Raw genomic sequence first — 17,794 nt, 5'->3', positions numbered from 1 at the left:
TGTCGTCGCGGGCGATCAGTGCAGCCACTGCTGCAACAGGTCGCGGCCAAGGGGGAAAAGCTGTTCGCCGAGCTGCATGCCAAGCAGGCCGACCAGGGCGATGGTGGGTGGCGCCGGCGAGCGGAAGTCGAGGACGGCGTAGAGCACGCCGACCAGCAGGCCGATGCCGAGGGAGATCAGGTAGTTCATGGCGGCTGGCGGGAGTGGTGATGGATGGCGCCAGTCTAGGTGGCCGATGGAAGATCCATCGGCCAATCGCTATCGAATACCGGTCAAGGCAGGCTCGGCTGGTGGTGCTCGGCCTTGTATTCGCTGGGCGAGACGCCCAGTTCGCGACGGAACATGTCGCTGAAGGCGCTGGGCGTATAGCCCAGTTCGTGGGCGATGCGGCTCACCGCGCGGCCATCGATCAGCGCGGCGGCGGCGGTGGCCAGTTGTACCTGCCGGCGCCAGTCGGCGAAGCCCATGCCCAGGCCGCGCTGGAACAGCCGCGAGAGCGTGCGCACGCTGGCCCCGGCGTCCTCGGCCAGGCGCTCCAGGCCGATCTCCAGCGACGGGTTGGCCATCACCGCCTGGCACAGCGCGAGCAGGCGTCGGTCAGAGGCGTCCGGCAGCGGCACGCGCAGGCTGGAGCGGCGGGCGCGGCCGAGTTCGAGCACGGCGAGGCTGGCCAGTGCCTGGTAATAGGCGGGCTCGCTTTGCCGCTCCTGCTCCACCAGGCCGACGATCAGCTCGCGCAGCAGCGGGCCGACCACCAGCACCAGCGTGCGGTCTTCCAGGCCGCGGGAGAGTTCCGGGCTCAGGTAGATGTTGCGCATCTGCAACTCGGAGGCGACCCGCACCGCATGGCGCAGGCCCGGAGGCAACCAGACCGCCCGTTGCGGCGGGACCGGCAGGGCCTCGTCGGGCGTTTCCAGCCACATCATCCCGGATACCGCGTAGAGCACCTGGCCCCAGGCATGCTCGTGGGCATCGACGCGGTGTCCGGCAGGATAGCTGCGGGCGACGCCGCGCAAGGGCCGGCGGCTATCGCTCAGATCGGGTGGGGCGGGTCGTGCCATGGGAATGCCGTAGCGGAGGAAAGACGCAGGTTAACCGCTTGACGCGGATCATGCAGCGCCAGCTTTCAGAGGAGCCGGGACAGCGCTGCTGGCAGCTTTTCGCACCGCCCTGTAAAGATAATTTTACGAAGACCGGGCGTTCGCCATGCATGCCGCCGGCGCGTAAGGAATAGTTGCCAGAAATCCTGCGCCAGGCCCTGCGCCGGGCCCTGCCGACGGCTTGTCCGGCGCGTCGCCACGGGGTGAGATGAAGGCATCTCCCATGTCGCCGGGCGCCTGAACCGGCGGCGGTCCATTCAACAAGAACAACGAGGAGGCCGGATGAACGCCGTGGCCAAGATCGAACAGCACAACCCCATCGGTACCGACGGATTCGAGTTCGTCGAATTCACCGCCCCGGACGCCCAGGGCATCGAGCAGCTGCGCCAGCTGTTCACCATGATGGGCTTCACCGAGACCGCCAAGCACCGTTCCAAGGAAGTCTTCCTGTTCCAGCAGAACGACATCAACATCGTGCTCAACGGCAGCCCCACCGGTCACGTCCACGAGTTCGCCCTCAAGCACGGCCCGAGCGCCTGCGCCATGGCCTTCCGAGTGAAGAACGCGTCCCAGGCCGCGGCCTACGCCGAAGCCCAGGGCGCGACCCTGGTGGGTAGCCATGCCAACTTCGGCGAGCTGAACATCCCCTGCCTGGAAGGCATCGGCGGTTCGCTGCTGTACCTCGTCGACCGCTACGGCGACCGCTCCATCTACGATGTCGACTTCGAGTTCGTCGAAGGCCGCAGCGCCAACGACAACTCGGTCGGCCTGACCTACATCGACCACCTGACGCACAACGTCAAGCGCGGCCAGATGGACGTCTGGTCCGGCTTCTACGAGCGTATCGCCAACTTCCGCGAGATCCGCTACTTCGACATCGAAGGCAAGCTCACCGGTCTGTTCTCCCGCGCCATGACCGCGCCCTGCGGGAAGATCCGCATCCCGATCAACGAGTCGGCCGACGATACCTCGCAGATCGAGGAATTCATCCGCGAATACCACGGCGAAGGCATCCAGCACATCGCCCTGACCACCGACGATATCTACGCCACCGTGCGCAAGCTGCGCGACAACGGGGTGAAGTTCATGTCGACCCCGGACACCTACTACGAGAAGGTCGACACCCGCGTCGCCGGCCACGGCGAGCCGCTGGAGCAACTGCGCGAGCTGAACCTGCTGATCGACGGCGCCCCGGGCGACGACGGCATCCTGCTGCAGATCTTCACCGACACGGTGATCGGCCCGATCTTCTTCGAGATCATCCAGCGCAAGGGCAACCAGGGCTTCGGCGAGGGCAACTTCAAGGCCCTGTTCGAATCCATCGAGGAAGACCAGATTCGCCGTGGCGTGATCTGACTCCCAGCCGCCAGCCTCTTCCGGGGCTGGCGGTTTTCGTTGCAGCCCGCGTTGCCGTTCCAGCGGCGCCATCGCGCCAAGCCCTTGCCCGCACCGCCGCGCCACGAGCCTGGCGGCCCATCCACGTCACGTACAACAACAAACAGGTGACGCATGACCCGTGAAACCCACCTTCGCCCAGCCGTCCGCCCGACGCCACGCGCCCCGCATGACGCCCGCCGTGCGTCCGTCGCCTGAGCCGCACGGCCCCGTTTCGCCTCCGACAACAATAAATTTCCACTTGCGTGAGATAACTCAATGGACGGCCAACATCCGCATTCGGGCGAGCTCAAGCGCGGCCTGAAGAATCGTCACATCCAGTTGATCGCCCTCGGCGGCGCCATCGGTACCGGCCTGTTCCTCGGCTCGGCCGGGGTGCTCAAGTCGGCGGGCCCGTCGATGATCCTCGGCTACGCCATCGCCGGCTTCATCGCCTTCATGATCATGCGTCAGCTCGGCGAGATGATCGTCGAGGAGCCGGTCGCCGGCTCCTTCAGCCACTTCGCGCACAAGTACTGGGGCGGCTTCGCCGGCTTCCTCTCCGGCTGGAACTGCTGGGTGCTGTACATCCTGGTAGGGATGTCGGAGCTGACCGCGGTCGGCAAGTACATCCACTACTGGTGGCCGGACGTACCGACCTGGGCCACGGCGGCGCTGTTCTTCGTCGTCGTCAACGCGATCAACCTGGCCAACGTCAAGGCCTTCGGCGAAGCCGAGTTCTGGTTCGCGATCATCAAGGTGGTGGCGATCATCGGCATGATCCTGCTCGGCTGCTACCTGCTGTTCAGCGGCAGCGGCGGCCCGCAGGCCTCGGTTAGCAACCTGTGGGCGCACGGCGGCTTCTTCCCCAACGGGGTGGGTGGGCTGGTGATGGCCATGGCGATCATCATGTTCTCCTTCGGCGGCCTGGAGATGCTCGGTTTCACCGCGGCCGAGGCGGACAAGCCGAAGACGGTGATCCCGAAGGCGATCAACCAGGTGATCTACCGGATCCTGATCTTCTATATCGGCGCCCTGGTCGTGCTGCTCTCGCTGACGCCCTGGGACAGCCTGCTGGCGACCCTCAACGCTTCCGGCGACGCCTACAGCGGCAGCCCGTTCGTGCAGATCTTCTCGATGATCGGCAGCGGCACCGCCGCGCACCTGCTGAACTTCGTGGTGCTCACCGCCGCGCTGTCGGTGTACAACAGCGGCACCTATTGCAACGGCCGCATGCTCCTCGGCCTGGCCGAGCAGGGCGATGCCCCGCGCGCCCTGGCCAGGGTCGACAAGCGCGGCGTGCCGGTGCGGGCCCTGGTGGTCTCGGCGCTGGTGACCTTCCTCGCCGTGGTGGTGAACTACGTGATCCCGCACCAGGCGCTGGAATTGCTGATGTCGCTGGTGGTCGCGGCGCTGGTGATCAACTGGGCGATGATCAGCATGGCGCACCTGAAGTTCCGCGCGCAGATGGAGCGCCAGGGCACCCGCACGCACTTCCGCGCGTTCTGGTACCCGTACGGCAACTACCTGTGCATGGCGTTCGTGGTGTTCATCCTCGGCGTCATGCTGCTGATCCCTGGCATCCAGGTCTCGGTGTACGCGATTCCGGTCTGGCTGCTGGTGATGTGGGCCTGCTATCGACTCAAGGGAGCTCCGCGGCCACTGCCGGGCCTGCGGGTGAAGCCGGTCGCCGAGTGACCGGGGGCACCGGCGCGGAGGGAGTGGGGAGCGACTCCCTCCGTGTCCCGGTGGTCCACAAGACTTTTTCTAGGGGTGCCCGTCGTTGACGGGCCGCCCGCCGAGTTCCTACAGTGGCAGCGCCATTTTTTCTCGTTAGAGGGATTTCCATGAAAAAAGCGCTCTGGCTGCTTCTCGCTGCCGTCCCCGTGGTCCTGGTCGCCTGTGGCGGCAGCGACGACGACAAGCAGACCGCCCAGGTCGACTACCTGGCCTTGCCGGGGGATGCCAAGCTGGATACCCGCAGCGTCGACTACAAGTGCGAGAACGGTCGCAAGTTCACCGTGCAGTACCTGAACAAGGGCGACAACAGCCTGGCCGTGGTGCCGGTCAGCGACAACTCGACGCTGGTCTTCAGCAACGTGATTTCCGCCTCCGGCGCCAAGTACGCCGCCGGCCAGTACATCTGGTGGACCAAGGGCGAGGAGGCCACCCTCTATGGCGACTGGAAGGGCGGCGAGCCCACCGACGGGGTCGCCTGCAAGGAACGTTGAGTTCGGCCCGGCGTCCAGCCGAAACGCAGGAACCCGGCCGCGGCCGGGTTTCTTCTTGCCTGCCTTCGCGCTCGACAAAGGGGTTATGCTGGCAGCCCGTTCGTACCCCGTGCCGCCCCATGCTGATCATCTCCAACGCCGTCCACCTGCCTGACCACGAGATCGAGCTGAACGCCATCCGCGCCCAGGGCGCCGGCGGGCAGAACGTCAACAAGGTCTCCAGCGCGGTGCACCTGCGCTTCGACATCCAGGCTTCGTCGCTGCCGCCGTTCTACAAGGAGCGCCTGCTCGCGCTGAGCGACCAGCGCATCAGCGGTGACGGCGTGGTGGTGATCAAGGCCCAGCAGTACCGGACCCAGGAACAGAACCGCGAGGACGCCCTGGAGCGCCTGGCCGAGCTGATCCGCAGCGTGGCCAAGGTGCAGAAGGCGCGGCGCCCGACCAAGCCCACGCGCGGTTCGCAGAAGCGTCGGCTGGATGGCAAGGCCAAGCGCGGCGCGGTGAAGGCCGGGCGTGGCAAGGTGGATTTCTGAGCCGACCCGTCCTCGCGCGGGATCAGCGCACGGCCTGGGCCATCGGCTGGCCGAGGCCGCGCTCGCGGTCGCGCTGCAGGCGATAGGCCTTGGCCGCGGCGGGGATCGCGGTGACCTGGCCGGTCTCCAGCCAGCGCCGCAGGCGGGTGGCATCGGCGAAATGGGTGTACTTGCCGAAGGCATCCAGCACCACCAGGTTGACCGGGCTGCGGTTGATCGTGGTGCGCATCACCAGGCAGTGCCCGGCTTCGTTGGTGAAGCCGGTCTTGGTCAGCTGGATGTTCCAGGTCTTGTTGTTGATCAGGTGGTTGGTGTTGCGGAAGCCCAGGGTGTAGTTCGGGTGGCGGAAGGCCACGGTTTTCTCCGGGGTGGTGCTCCACTGGCTGAGCAGCGGGTACTGCCGGCTGGCCACCAGCAGGCGGGTGAGGTCGCGGGCGGTGGAGACGTTGTGCAGCGACAGCCCGGTCGGCTCGACGTAGCGCGTGTTCTTCATGCCCAGGGCGTGGGCCTTGGCGTTCATCGCCTTGACGAAGGCGTTCTTGCCGCCCGGATAGTTCTGCGCCAGGCTCGCCGCGGCGCGGTTCTCCGAAGACATCAGGGCGAGCAGGAGCATGTCCCGGCGGCTGATCTGGCTGCCGACCCTGACCCGGGAAAACACCCCGCGCATCTCGCTGGTCTCGCTTATCGCGATCGGCAGCACTTCGTCCAGCGGGAGCTTCGAGTCGAGCACGACCATGGCGGTCATCAGCTTGGTGATCGAGGCGATCGGCACCACTAGGTCGGGGTTGCGCGAGTAGAGCACCTTGCCGCTGTTCTGGTCGGTGACCAGCGCGCTGCCCGAGGCCAGTTCCTGTTGCAGCGGCAGCTTGGCCTTGGGCGGTGGCGAGGCGGATATCGCGGTGGCAACGCTGAGGAAGAGAAGCAGGGTGACCAGTGACAGGAGACGGTTTCTCACGTGCGTTGCTCACTAATACGAGAAAGAGGGGGGCCTCGGGGGCAGTGTGAACTGGTCCCCATAATTGAGCATTTTATGCTCTTTTATAGGAAAAGCACGTAGGGCTTTGAAACTGCTGACTTATGGCTGGCCTGGCTCGGAGAGGTTCGGCGGATAACGCCTGCATGGTCGTGGTGCGGGGGGGGGCGAATAACCGCAACGCGGTTATCCGCCGCTTCGACGGAGGGCATGGCGTTCGCGGAGGCGAAAAAAAGCCGGCCATGACGGCCGGCTCAGGGTAACCGCTGGGGTTCAGTCCGCGCAGACCTGGGCGATGGCCTGTGCCAGGCGGTCGAGGCGGCGCGCGTCGAGACCGGCGACGTTGGCCCGGCCGCTGGAGACCAGGTAGACGCCGTGCTCGTCGCGTAGCCGTTGGACCTGCCGCGGGCTCAAGCCGGTATAGGAGAACATCCCGCGTTGCGCGCCGACGTGGGCGAAGCGCTCGGCCAGGCCGTGCGGCGCCAGGGCCTCGACCAGGCCGATGCGCAGGCTGGCGATGCGCGAACGCATGCCTTCGACCTCTTCCTGCCAGAGTCCCTTCAGCTCGCTGTCGCCGAGGATCGCCGCGACCACCTCGGCGCCATGCGCCGGCGGGGTCGACCACAGGTTGCGGGCGAGGAAGGCCAGTTGGCTGCGCACGTCGGTGAGCTTCTCGGCGTTCTGCGCGCAAACGATCAGTGCGCCGACGCGGTCGCGGTACAGGCCGAAGTTCTTCGAGCAGGAGCTGCTGACCAGCACTTCCGGCAGTTCGCCGGCGAACAGGCGTACCGCCCAGGCGTCTTCGTCGAGACCGTCGCCGAAGCCCTGGTAGGCGAAGTCGATCAGCGGCAGCAGCTCGCGGCGGCGCACCACGTCGAGCACCCTGCGCCAGTCGTCGTGGCTCAGGTCGAAGCCGGTCGGGTTGTGGCAGCAGGCATGCAGCAGCACCACGTCGCCCTGGGGAATGCGCTCCAGGCCGGCGAGCATCGCCTCGACATCCAGGCGGTTGTCGGCGCTGACGTAGGGGTAGTGGGAAACCTTCAGGCCGGCGGCGGCGAACAGCGTCTCGTGGATCGGCCAGGTCGGGTCGCTCAGCCAGATGCCGCGGCCGGGCAGGCAATGGGTGATGAAGTCGCCGGCCAGGCGCAGGGCGCCGGTGCCGCCGGGCGTCTGGGTGGCGTCGGCGCGCTGCTCCAGCAACAGCGGCGAGGCGGCGCCGAGCACCAGTTCCGCCAGGCGCGCGGCGAACAGCGCGTCGCCGTGGCCGCCGACGTAGCTCTTGGTGGTTTCCTGCTCGACCAGGCGCTGCTCGGCGAGTTTCACCGAACGCAGGATCGGGGTCAGGCCCTGGGCATCCTTGTAGACGCCGACGCCGAGATCCAGCTTGTCCGCGCGCGGATCGTTGCGGTAGGCGTCGAGCAGGCCCAGGATCGGGTCGCCCGGTACGCGGGCGACCTTGGCGAAATGACTCATTTGCGCCCCTCGGCGGTTTTCGCCACCTCGTCGGTGCGCGCCGCCATGATGAAGTCGTTGCGGTGCAGGCCCTTGATCGAGTGGCTCCACCAGGTCACGGTGACCTTGCCCCACTCGGTCAGCAGGCCCGGATGGTGGCCTTCGGCCTCGGAGATCTCGCCAATGGCGTTGGTGAAGGCCAGGGCGTGCCTGAAGTTCTTGAACAGGTAGACCTTCTCCAGCTGCATGATGCCGTCGCGGACTTCGATGTTCCAATCCGGGATCTGCCGCAGCAGCACGGGCAGTTCTTCGTCGCTGACGTGCGGGGCGTCGGCGCGGCAGGCTTCGCAATGGGCTTGGGTGAGTGCGGTCATGGTGGGAGTCCTTGGTTGTCGCATGTGGGAGCGGCGGACGGGCCGGGCCCGTCCACCATAGTACAAGGCCGCCGCGGGGTCAGCCGCGGTGGCGACGATTCTCGTCAGGCCGCCTGCCTGGGCGGGAACAGCGGCGCGTGCAGGCCCAGGCGCATGGCCTCGTGGACCAGCGCCATGATGTCTTCCTGGGCCAGCTGGAACAGGCGCTTGAGGTCGGGCAGGACGAAGTAGAGCGGTTGCAGGATGTCGATGCGGTAGGGCGTGCGCATCGCCTCCAGCGGATTGAAGGCCTGGTGCAGCGGCTCGTCGGAGAGGCTGTAGACGGTCTCCTTCGGCGAGGAGAGGATGCCGCCGCCGTAGATGCGCTTGCCCTGGTCGGTGTCGACCAGGCCGAACTCGATGGTCATCCAGTACAGGCGGGCGAGGAACACGCGTTCCTCCTTGCTCGCCTTGAGGCCGAGCTTGCCGTAGGTATGGGTGAATTCGGCGAACCAGGGGTTGGTCAGCAGGGGGCAGTGGCCGAAGATCTCGTGGAAGATGTCCGGCTCCTGCAGGTAGTCCAGTTCTTCCGGGGTGCGGATGAAGGTGGCGACGGGGAATTGCTGGCTGGCCAGCAGTTCGAAGAAAGTCTGGAACGGGATCAGCGCCGGTACCCGCGCCACGCGCCAGCCGGTGGTGGCCTGGAGAACCCGGTTGATCTCGTCGAGCTGGGGGATCCGGTCGTGGGGCAGGCCGAGCTGTTCGATGCCGTCGAGGTATTCCTGACAGGCGCGGCCTTCGATCACCTTCAGTTGCCGGGTGATCAGGGTGTTCCAGACCTGGTGCTCGGTTTCCGGGTAATGGATGAAACCGTTGTCGTCGGGCTGGCGGGCCACGTACTGCGTCGTTTTCATACGGACTCCATGAGCGGCTTGTGGCCGCGGGGTCTTTGTTGTTGTCGTTGCCTTATCGATACCGCGTCGGGACGCTCCGTGCAGCCCCGGATAGGGGCCGGGCAACGAGGATGAAACGGCGTTTTCGTAAAGTTTTCCTTACGAATTTACCGGGGTCGCCTGTTCATTGGCTCAGGCATTCTTGCTGGTGAGTCTAACTGTCACATATTCTTGACGGAAATTTCCGGTCGGGAGTTAAAAAATCCGACCGCGAGCCCATCAGAACGACAACACCGGGCCACGCCATGCGTATCAAAGTGCACTGCCAGAACCGTGTAGGCATTCTTCGCGACATCCTCGACCTGCTGGTCGACTACGGCATCAACGTCAATCGCGGCGAAGTCGGCGGCGACCAGGGCAACGCCATCTACCTGCTCTGTCCGAACCTGATCAATCTCCAGTTGCAGTCGCTGCGGCCCAAGCTGGAGGCGGTGCCGGGGGTCTTCGGGGTCAAGCGCGTCGGCCTGATGCCCAGCGAGCGCCGGCACCTGGAGCTCAACGCGCTGCTCGCCGCCCTGGACTTTCCGGTGCTCTCGGTGGACATGGGCGGGCAGATCGTCGCCGCCAACCGTGCCGCCGCCCAGCTGCTCGGCGTGCGCGTCGACGAAGTGCCGGGGATTCCGCTGTCGCGCTATGTCGAGGACCTCGACCTGCCCGAGCTGGTACGCGCCAACAAGGCGCGGATCAACGGGCTGCGGGTGAAGGTGAAGGGCGACGTGTTCCTCGCCGACATCGCCCCGCTGCAATCCGAGCACGACGAGAGCGAGGCGCTGGCCGGCGCGGTGCTGACCCTGCATCGCGCGGACCGCGTCGGCGAGCGCATCTACCATGTGCGCAAGCAGGAGCTGCGCGGCTTCGACAGCATCTTCCAGAGCTCGCGGGTGATGGCCGCGGTGGTCCGCGAGGCGCGACGCATGGCGCCGCTCGACGCGCCGTTGCTGATCGAGGGCGAGACCGGCACCGGCAAGGAGCTGCTGGCGCGCGCCTGCCACCTGGCCAGCCCGCGCGGGCAATCGCCGTTCATGGCGCTGAACTGCGCCGGCCTGCCGGAGTCGATGGCCGAGACCGAACTGTTCGGCTATGGACCCGGGGCCTTCGAAGGCGCGCGTCCGGAAGGCAAGCTCGGCCTGCTCGAACTCACCGCCGGCGGCACGCTGTTCCTCGATGGCGTCGGCGAGATGAGCCCGCGCCTGCAGGCCAAGCTGCTGCGCTTCCTGCAGGACGGCTGTTTCCGCCGGGTCGGCAGCGACGAGGAGGTGTACCTGGACGTGCGGGTGATCTGCGCGACCCAGGTGGACCTGTCCGAACTCTGCGCCAAGGGCGAGTTCCGCCAGGATCTCTATCACCGCCTCAACGTCCTCTCGCTGCACATTCCGCCGCTGCGTGAATGCCTGGACGGCCTGGCGCCGCTCGCCGAGCACTTCCTCGACCAGGCCAGCCGGCAGATCGGCTGCGGCCTGCCGAAGCTCTCCGCGCCGGCGCTGGAGCGCCTCGAGCGCTACCACTGGCCGGGCAACGTGCGGCAACTGGAGAACGTGCTGTTCCAGGCGGTCTCGCTGTGCGAAGGGGGGACGGTGAAGGCCGAGCACATCCGCCTGCCGGACTACGGCGCGCCGCAACCGTTGGGGGACTTCTCGCTGGAGGGTGATCTGGACGCCATCGTCGGCCGTTTCGAGAAGGCGGTCCTGGAACGCCTGTTCCGCGAGCATCCGAGCAGCCGCCAACTGGGTAAGCGCCTCGGGGTGTCGCACACCACGGCGGCGAACAAGCTGCGCCAGTACGGCGTCGGGCAGGGCGAGGGTTGAGTCCCGGCCCCGGCGAAGACCGGGGCCGGGCGCTCCTTCGCAATCAGGCGAGGAGCGGGGCGGGCTCAGTCGGCCTTCTGCTCGATGCCGGCCTGCAACTGCTGGTCGCGGTTGCGTCCGCCGACGCGCAGGGCGCCGAGGTTGAAGGCCTGGTCGTCGCGGGTCGCCTGGTCGTGCTCCTGGCTGAACTCGTCCTTGATACCGAAGGCCAGGTCCACCGGCGACCTGGAGACGTTCAGGCCGAGATCGGCGCGGTAGTCCTTGCCGGCCAGGGCGCGGGTTTCCACGCGCGAGCCGCCGAGGTCGACCTTGCCGTCGCTGGCGCTGATCCGTGCGCCGGTCAGCTGGGTCGCTGCGCCCACCTGCAGGTTCACGCCCTGCCTGCCGGTGATGCCGGAGGCCTCGGTGACGTAGTTGCGGCTGACGTGGCTGACGTCCAGGTACAGCGTCGGGGTTACCGAGGCTTCGCCGCTCTTGTCGCCGAACAGCACGTTCTCGACGGCATTGCCGACCTTGGCGCCGGCCGTCTGCTTGTCGTTCACCGCATAGCTACCGGTCTTGTTCGGCGACAGGCGCTGCTTGAGGCCGGACAGCCGGTCGCCGAGCGCTTCGCCTTTCTCCGCCAGATAGCCCCTGGCCCTGTCCAGCTTGCTGGCGAAGGCGCCGCGCGGCTCCGGGTTGACCTCGTAGCTGCCGCTGCGGACCAGCTTCTCGCCCAGGCGCTCCTTGGCCGTTTCGGCTTTGGCGAGGAGGTTGTCCCCGGCCTTGCCGAGCCGCTCGACATTACGGTCGACGCCGTTCTCCAACTTGCCGCGGTGCTTGTCGAAAGCATTCTCGGCCTTGGTTTCCAGCTTGTCCTTCAGCGGTCCGGTCTTGCTCGCCAGCTTGTTCACCAGGCCGGGCTGGTTCTTCTCCACGCCCAGGCGCGCGTCGACGTTGACCTTCACGCCCTCCGCGCGGTCCTGGCGGCTCTCCACCCGCAGGTCGCCGCCGATGCGCCCGTCCACCTGTGCCGCGTCGATGCGCGCGCCCTCCAGGCGGGTGTCGCCCTGGCTCGCCAGGATTACCCGGTCGGCCTGGATGACGCTGTCGCTCTGGGTCTGGCTGCGCAGGACATCGACATCGACCTTGGCGCGGGCCTGGACGGCATAGTCGCTCCGGTAGTCGCTCGGCGCGCCGGTGGTCTTGCCGCCGTTGGCCCCGGCACCGAGCAGCACGCCCCAGTTGGCGCGCCGCTCGCTGGATTCGGCGGACTCCTGGAGAATGCCGCCGTTGCCGGCTTCGAGACTGACCTGGGCGGCTTCGATGCGAGTGCCTTGCAGGCGTACCGCGGTGGCGTCGTCCGCGGCGCTGGAAAGGCTGGCCTTGGTCGCGCTGTGCAGGTTGCCGCCGTTCAGCGCGTGACGTTCCTCGTCGACCCGGCCGATATTGAAGTTGCCGCTGACGCTGCCGTTCTTGCTGCTCGTTTCGGCGTCGCGAACGCTGCCGCCGCCTAGGCTGAAGCCGCCGCCGAGGTTGTTTCCCCCGGCCCGGTGGCTATCGCGGGCGGCCTGCAGGTCGAGCTTGCCGCCGGCGGCCAGGACTATGTCGCCGGTCTTCGCTGCCGCGCTGCCGATATTGCTGCCTTGCAGGACCAGATCGCCGCCGCTGCGCAGCTCCACCGCGCCCTTGGCCTGGATGCCGGCGACCCGCGCCTGGCTGTCCCGGCTGTCGCCGGCCTTGTGGTCGAGTTGCAGGCCGGCGCTGGCGTTCAGCCCTTTGCCGTTGGCGCTGGGGGCCATGCCGCCGCTCAACGCGGCGTCGCCACGCAGGCTGGCGCTGCTGGCGCTCTGCCGGTCGTTGGCCTGTTCCAGGGCCAGGTTGCCGCCGGCGCTGAGCCTGACCCCGGCTTCGCCGCCGTCGAAGCGGCTGCCCTGGTAGAGGCCGTCGCCGCCGAGGCGGATCTCGACGCCCTGCTTCGCGGCGTATTCGCCGACCACCGCGGTGGTCTGGCTGGTGCTGTTCTCGCTGCTGCCGCCAATGCCGCTCAGGCGCAGGTTCAGGTCCTGGCCGGTGGTGGTGTAGAGGCGCCCGCCGACCTTGGCGTCGAGGCTCTGCTCATGGCTGCCGGAGGTGTTCTCCGCCGCCCTGGCGTCATGTCTGGCGGCGTCGATGAGGAGGCCTCCGCTGCGAGCCTGGTAACGGGTGCCCTCGTCCTGCAGGGCGTCGCCGACCTTCAGTTCGACCTGGCCGCCCGCGAAGCTGCTGACCTGCGCCTGGCTCGCCTGTTGCTCGCCGCGGCTGTCGCGGTGGCTGATCTCGAGGTCGACGCCGACGTTCGGCTGCTCCAGGTTGTCGAGCAGGCCGGGCTGGTGGACCTTGCGCTGGGCGACGCCTTCGACCGCCTTCTCGATCGGCCGGGTGATGCCGCGGTACTCGAGGTTGGCGCCGATGTCGCCGCTCCAGCCGCTGTCGTGGCGCTGGCTGCTCTGGCTGTCGCGGGCGGCCTGGTTGTCGACCGTGCCGGCGGCGACCGCCAGGCTGTCGCCGGCCTCCAGGCGCGCGCCCTGCGTCGTCAGGCTGCCCTGGGCGGCGTCGATCCTGAGATTGCCCGTCGCGTTCACCTGGCTGGTGCGCGCATGGCTTTCGGCGTCGTTCTCGTCGATCCGCTGGTGGCCGACTTCGATACCGCTGCCGGCACGGTCCAGGCCGCCGGTATAGTAGAAGCCGCCGCCGGTGGTGGTCTGTTCGCTGCTGCGGGTCTTGCTGTCCTGCTCGGCGAGCAGGGCGACGTTCTTCCCGGAGAGGCTGGCGTCGCCCGCGCTGGCCTTCAGCTCGGCCCCCTTCACGGTGAGATCGCCGCCGGCCTTCACGGCCAGGGTGGCGCCGCCCAGGCTGGAGCCGCTGTTGCGGGTTTCCTCGCGGCGGACGCTGGTCCGCTGGTCCTGGTAGCGCACCCCGGCGCGGTATTGGCGGCTGCCTGGGGTCTGCTCGCCGGCATAGGCGTCGAAGCCGCGGGTGTGGCGGCTGTCGCTGCCGTCGTGGCGCTCCTGCGCCGAGGCTATCTCCAGGTTGCCCTTGGCCTCGGCGGCGAGGGCGCCGCCAGCCTCGACCCGGGAGCCGCGAATGGCGATGTCGGCGGCGCTGCGCAGGGTCAGGTTGCTGTCCGAGCGTACTTCGCTGGCGCGATTGCTGCTGTCCTTGCTGCGCTGGCGACTCTCGTCCTTGGCGATGCCGAAGAACTTGCTGTCCTTGCTGTAGCTGTTGCTGTGGGCGGTTTCCTCCACGCCGTCGATGCGCAGCGAGCCTTTCCCGCTGACCACCTCGGCCTTGCGCGCGCCGCGTACCTGGCTGCCGCGCACCTCGACCGCATCGGCGGTCACCGTCAGTGCGCCGTCGGCCTTGACCCGGCTGCCCTGTTGCAGGGTCTTGCCGCTGTCGCCGTCGCCGTGGCTGCCGAAGAAGCTGCCGCCGACCAGGTCGCCGGAGTAGCTGTTGTCGCGGCTGCTGTGGCTGCGGCTGGCGCTGCCGATGTCGACGCTCTTGGCTTGCAGGTCGAGGTCGCCGCGGCTGGCCACGTCGGCGCCTTCTAGATTCAGGCGCCGGCCGCCGCCGAGTTCGACCCGCGCGCCTTCGAGGCTGCTGGCCACGCTGCGTTGCTCGCTGCTGCCCTTGTCCCAGTTGGCTTTCCACAGGTGCTTGCGGTGCGCGCCCTGGTCGCGTTCGGTGCGGGTCTCGGTGGCGGCGAGAAGACGGGTATCGCTGCCGCTGGAGACTTTCAGGGTAGCGCCGGCCTTGACCGTCGCCGCCCTCAGTTCGCTGTCGCCCCGCGCGGCCAGGCTCGCGTCGGCGCGGGCATCGATCCGGCTGCCGTGCTGCTTCGAATCGGTGACGGTACGCGTGCGGTCGTAGGTTTCCCAGGTGATGCCGATGGTGCTGTTGCTCCAGCGCTCGCGGCTTTCCCGCAGGTTGCGGCTTTCCACGCTGCCCAGGGTCAGGTTGCGCCCGGACTTGAGGTCGACGCTGCCGCCGCTGACGTCGGCGGCGGCCAGGCTCAGGTCGCCGCGGGCATGCAGGCCGACGTTGCCGCTGTCGCTGCGGATCGCCGCGCGCAAGGCGTTCAGGCTGTTGTCGGGAAGCGCCTGGCCGCTGATCGACAGGTCGCCGGCGGAGCGCAGGTCGACGCCGTCCCTGCCGTCGATCCCGACCGGGCCGACGCGCACGCCGGCGCCCTCGGCGGTGCTGAGGATGTTGATGCGTCCGGCCTGCATGGCGCCGAACAGGCTGGCGTCGATGCGCCGCTCGCCCGGACGGACGTCGCCGGACGGGTCGCGCTCGACCTTGCCGCTCGGGTAGTCGATGCGGTTGCGACCGACGGTCAGGTCGAGCTCGGTCGACGCCTCGATCTTGCCTTGGCTGTCGACTCGCGGCGCCAGCAGGGCGATGCTGCCATCCCGGTTGCTCAGGCCCTGGCCCTGGATCTGCAGGGCGCCGACGGCGTCGTTGGTGTTCAGCGCCTGCAGCTTGCCGTCGGCCAGTTCCGGACGGCCGACCAGCAGGCTGGCATGGGGCGTGTTGATGAAGCTGCCGCCGTTCACCGAGATGCCGTTGGGGTTGGCCAGGATGTAGTCGGCGGCCTGGCCGAAGATTTCCTGCGGGCCGTTGATCGCCGAGGCGTTGCGGCTGATCACCTCGTTGAGGATGGCGCTGGCGGCGTCGCCGCGCAGTTGCGGGTTGGCCGCCAGTTGTCCGGCGAGCTGCGAGGCGCCGGGTTGCAGCGCATTGTTGAGGACCAGGCCCTGGCGGTCGACGTTGTAGTCGAGGAACTGGTTGTGCGACAGGCCGGCGGCGTTCGGCGCGACGATGTTGACGATGGGCACGCCGCCCTGGTTGAGCAGTTGCGGCGTGCCGCCCGGCCCGCCGGCCGCCTCCAGCCCGCCGGCGAAAGCCTGGGGCAGGTGGGGCGCCAGCAGCAGGCCGGCGATCAGGCAGCGGAGTTTTCCCCGGGGGGAGAGGTGGAAGACAGGATTGTCTCTATGCATGAGAACCTCTTCGTTCAGGTTGGCTGTAACGTTGCGCGTGGTTGGTGGTCGCCGCTGCTGTCGCGCTCAGGTCAGCGGCTGATCAGGCTTCAGATCTGCAGGCTCAGGCGCAGCAGCCAGCTCTCCGGCTCGTGGCGGAAGGCGGACGGCGCGGAGAGGCTGCGCTGGTAGTCGAGGTCGAGCTGGACCTGCTTCCAGCTCAGGTTGAGGCCGGCGCTGGCACCGCTCAGGTACTGGCCGGGGGCGCCGTGGTAGAGCTTGACCCAGCCGTGGTCCAGGCCCAGGCGCGGAGTGACCTGCACCGGCAGGTCGCTGCGCAGCGGCAGGCGCAGGGTGTTGCGCCATATCGCGCCAATCGCGCCGGAGACGCTGTTGCGGCGGAAGCCGCGCACCGCGGAGTCGTCGGTGGCCAGCAACTGCTCGATGGCTGGCAGCGGGTCGGCGCTGTACTGCGCCGTGAGTTGGCTCTGCCACTGCCAGGCCTGGCCGGCGAGCTGGCCGTTGCGCCATTGATTGAGGCCGAGGCGGTACTTGTCGAATTGCGCCCGGGGGTAGTTGTCGGCCCGCCCCGCGCGATCGCGGTCGGCGCCGAGGGCGCTCAGGCCACGGGCGTAGCCGAGGTCGAGACTCCAGACCGCGCTGTCCAGCCAGAACAGGTTGAGGCCGGCTTCGACGACGCTCAGCCGCGGGCTCTGGTTGGTCAGGCGGATGCCACCGAGGTAGCTGTCGACATCCTTGCGCGCCAGTTGCAGGTTGGCGCTCAACTGGTGACGCTGGCCGCGCCAGAGCACGCGGTCGGCGCGCAGGCTGAAGAGATCGGTCGCGCCGGTCTGGTAGAAGGTCTGCCGGCCGGTGCGCAGCGGCGAGCGGAATTCGGCGTGGCTGGCGAACAGGCTGTAGGTCCAGTAGCCATAGGGAATCGCGTAGTACAGGCTGCTGCTGCGGCTGTAGCGTCGGTCGCGATTCAGCGTGTCGCTGGCGCTCAGCAACAGCGAGTCGTTGAGTTCCAGCGGGCTGTCCAGGCCCAGGCTGAGGTTGCCGCGATCGCGTCCGGTGGCCAGGCTGCCGAGGTTGTCCAGGCCCAGGCCGAGGCTCCAGCGCGCGGCGCCGCCGCGTTTGCGCAGGAGGATCCGCGAGGCGCCGGGCTGGCTGCCCGGGGCGATGTCGGCGGCGAGATCGACCGAGCGCAGGCGGTTCAACTGGTCCAGGCCCTGCTCCAGGTCGCGCAGGTTCAGCGGCTTGCCGAGCACGCCGGGGAAGGCGCCGCGCAGCGATACCGGCAGGCTCTGGTCGTCCAGTTCGATGGACTCGACGTAGCCTTCGTCGACCAGGATATCCAGGCTCTGCCCGGCCTCCGGGGGATTGGCCAGATAGGGGCGGGCGGCGACGTAGCCGGCATCGACATAGAGCCGGGTGATCGCCGCCAGCAGGCGGTTGATCTGGCCGGGTCCCATGCATTCGCCGATCAGCGGGCCGAGCGTGCGGTCCAGGCGCTCCCGGCTGAGCAGGGTGACGCCGCCGATCCGCGTGCCGCTCAGGGGCCAGCAGTCGTGGTCTGCGATGGGCGGCGATGCCGGCGCCGGGGCCGTCGAGCCGCCGAAATTGCCGCGCTGCAATTGGCGTTGGCGTTCCTCCAGCTGCATGCGTTGCAGTTCCAGTTGTTGCTGCTGGTGTTGGCGCAGGGCTTCCTGCCCGGGTTGGCCCGGATCGGCGGCGAAGACGGGCGAGGCGCCGAGCAGGCCCAGCAGCAGGGCTCGGCAGAACGGGCGGCGGGGCGATGATTCGGTAGAGCGGTACGGCACGCGGCATCCTTCATGTATCAGGCGCCCACGGGCAGGACGTGGACGTTTCAGCGACAGCTTTGACACAAAGTGTTGTTATGTAAACTTTGTGTCTTGTGTAGATTAGTCGCAGACCTCACCCGTTTGTTACATCCGAGTAAAGAAATTGACCGGTTGCTGACTGGACGAAGAAACGCCTGTGAACTGATTCACGAAAG

The 17,794-nt window shown here is 67.9% G+C and carries 13 protein-coding genes; 5 read left to right on the top strand and 8 right to left on the bottom strand.

From position 1 onward, the window contains the following. Positions 1-15 precede the first annotated feature (15 nt). Together B7D75_RS20960 and B7D75_RS20955 are read right to left on the bottom strand one after the other, a co-directional pair. Positions 16-189 (bottom strand): DUF1427 family protein, encoded by a 174-nt coding sequence (locus B7D75_RS20960; protein ID WP_107114383.1) that lies wholly within the window; start codon positions 187-189, stop codon positions 16-18. Positions 190-272: 83 nt separating this feature from the next. Then, a complete protein-coding gene (locus B7D75_RS20955) occupies positions 273-1,061 on the bottom strand; it encodes an AraC family transcriptional regulator (RefSeq protein WP_033997316.1) in 789 nt (262 codons plus the stop codon). A 321-nt stretch (positions 1,062-1,382) separates the two neighbouring features. Between B7D75_RS20955 and hppD the strand changes: the two genes are divergently transcribed. The 4 genes from hppD (at position 1,383) to arfB (ending at position 5,238) form a co-directional block, all read left to right on the top strand. Beyond that, the gene (gene hppD, locus B7D75_RS20950) at positions 1,383-2,456 is read left to right on the top strand and encodes a 4-hydroxyphenylpyruvate dioxygenase (protein WP_003149888.1); all 1,074 of its coding nucleotides are present in this window, start codon (positions 1,383-1,385) and stop codon (positions 2,454-2,456) included. A gap of 297 nt (positions 2,457-2,753) precedes the next feature. Next, a complete protein-coding gene (locus B7D75_RS20945) occupies positions 2,754-4,172 on the top strand; it encodes an amino acid permease (RefSeq protein ID WP_012076961.1) in 1,419 nt (472 codons plus the stop codon). A 149-nt stretch (positions 4,173-4,321) separates the two neighbouring features. Beyond that, entirely contained in the window at positions 4,322-4,705 is a 384-nt protein-coding gene (locus B7D75_RS20940; protein WP_003085889.1) for a lysozyme inhibitor, read from the top strand. A 119-nt stretch (positions 4,706-4,824) separates the two neighbouring features. Then, entirely contained in the window at positions 4,825-5,238 is a 414-nt protein-coding gene (gene arfB, locus B7D75_RS20935; protein WP_034080206.1) for an alternative ribosome rescue aminoacyl-tRNA hydrolase ArfB, read from the top strand. A 22-nt stretch (positions 5,239-5,260) separates the two neighbouring features. Here arfB and pbpG read toward each other — a convergent pair whose 3' ends face one another. From pbpG to phhA, 4 genes are all read right to left on the bottom strand, one after another. Next, complete coding sequence (gene pbpG, locus B7D75_RS20930; protein WP_107114382.1) at positions 5,261-6,193, bottom strand: D-alanyl-D-alanine endopeptidase; 933 nt, start codon at positions 6,191-6,193, stop codon at positions 5,261-5,263. Positions 6,194-6,484: 291 nt separating this feature from the next. Next, positions 6,485-7,684, bottom strand: a complete 1,200-nt coding sequence (locus tag B7D75_RS20925) for an amino acid aminotransferase (protein ID WP_012076958.1) — start codon at positions 7,682-7,684, stop codon at positions 6,485-6,487. Next, positions 7,681-8,037 (bottom strand): 4a-hydroxytetrahydrobiopterin dehydratase, encoded by a 357-nt coding sequence (locus B7D75_RS20920; protein WP_003149893.1) that lies wholly within the window; start codon positions 8,035-8,037, stop codon positions 7,681-7,683. Before B7D75_RS20920 ends, B7D75_RS20925 begins: the two co-directional genes overlap by 4 nt. Before the next feature lie 104 nt (positions 8,038-8,141). Next, positions 8,142-8,930 (bottom strand): phenylalanine 4-monooxygenase, encoded by a 789-nt coding sequence (phhA, locus tag B7D75_RS20915; protein ID WP_003149895.1) that lies wholly within the window; start codon positions 8,928-8,930, stop codon positions 8,142-8,144. Positions 8,931-9,214: 284 nt separating this feature from the next. Between phhA and B7D75_RS20910 the strand changes: the two genes are divergently transcribed. Continuing rightward, positions 9,215-10,774, top strand: a complete 1,560-nt coding sequence (locus tag B7D75_RS20910; RefSeq protein WP_033997319.1) for a sigma-54-dependent phenylalanine hydroxylase transcriptional regulator PhhR — start codon at positions 9,215-9,217, stop codon at positions 10,772-10,774. A 65-nt stretch (positions 10,775-10,839) separates the two neighbouring features. Here the strand turns inward: B7D75_RS20910 and B7D75_RS20905 are convergent, their stop codons facing one another. Together B7D75_RS20905 and B7D75_RS20900 are read right to left on the bottom strand one after the other, a co-directional pair. Continuing rightward, complete coding sequence (locus B7D75_RS20905) at positions 10,840-15,795, bottom strand: hemagglutinin repeat-containing protein (RefSeq protein ID WP_107114381.1); 4,956 nt, start codon at positions 15,793-15,795, stop codon at positions 10,840-10,842. Positions 15,796-15,884: 89 nt separating this feature from the next. Beyond that, positions 15,885-17,597 (bottom strand): ShlB/FhaC/HecB family hemolysin secretion/activation protein, encoded by a 1,713-nt coding sequence (locus tag B7D75_RS20900; RefSeq protein WP_003155066.1) that lies wholly within the window; start codon positions 17,595-17,597, stop codon positions 15,885-15,887. Between the last annotated feature and the right edge of the window lie 197 nt (positions 17,598-17,794).

Origin of the sequence: Pseudomonas paraeruginosa (assembly GCF_003025345.2) — a bacterium.
Taxonomy (GTDB): domain Bacteria; phylum Pseudomonadota; class Gammaproteobacteria; order Pseudomonadales; family Pseudomonadaceae; genus Pseudomonas; species Pseudomonas paraeruginosa.
This window is presented reverse-complemented; position numbering and strand designations above follow the sequence as displayed.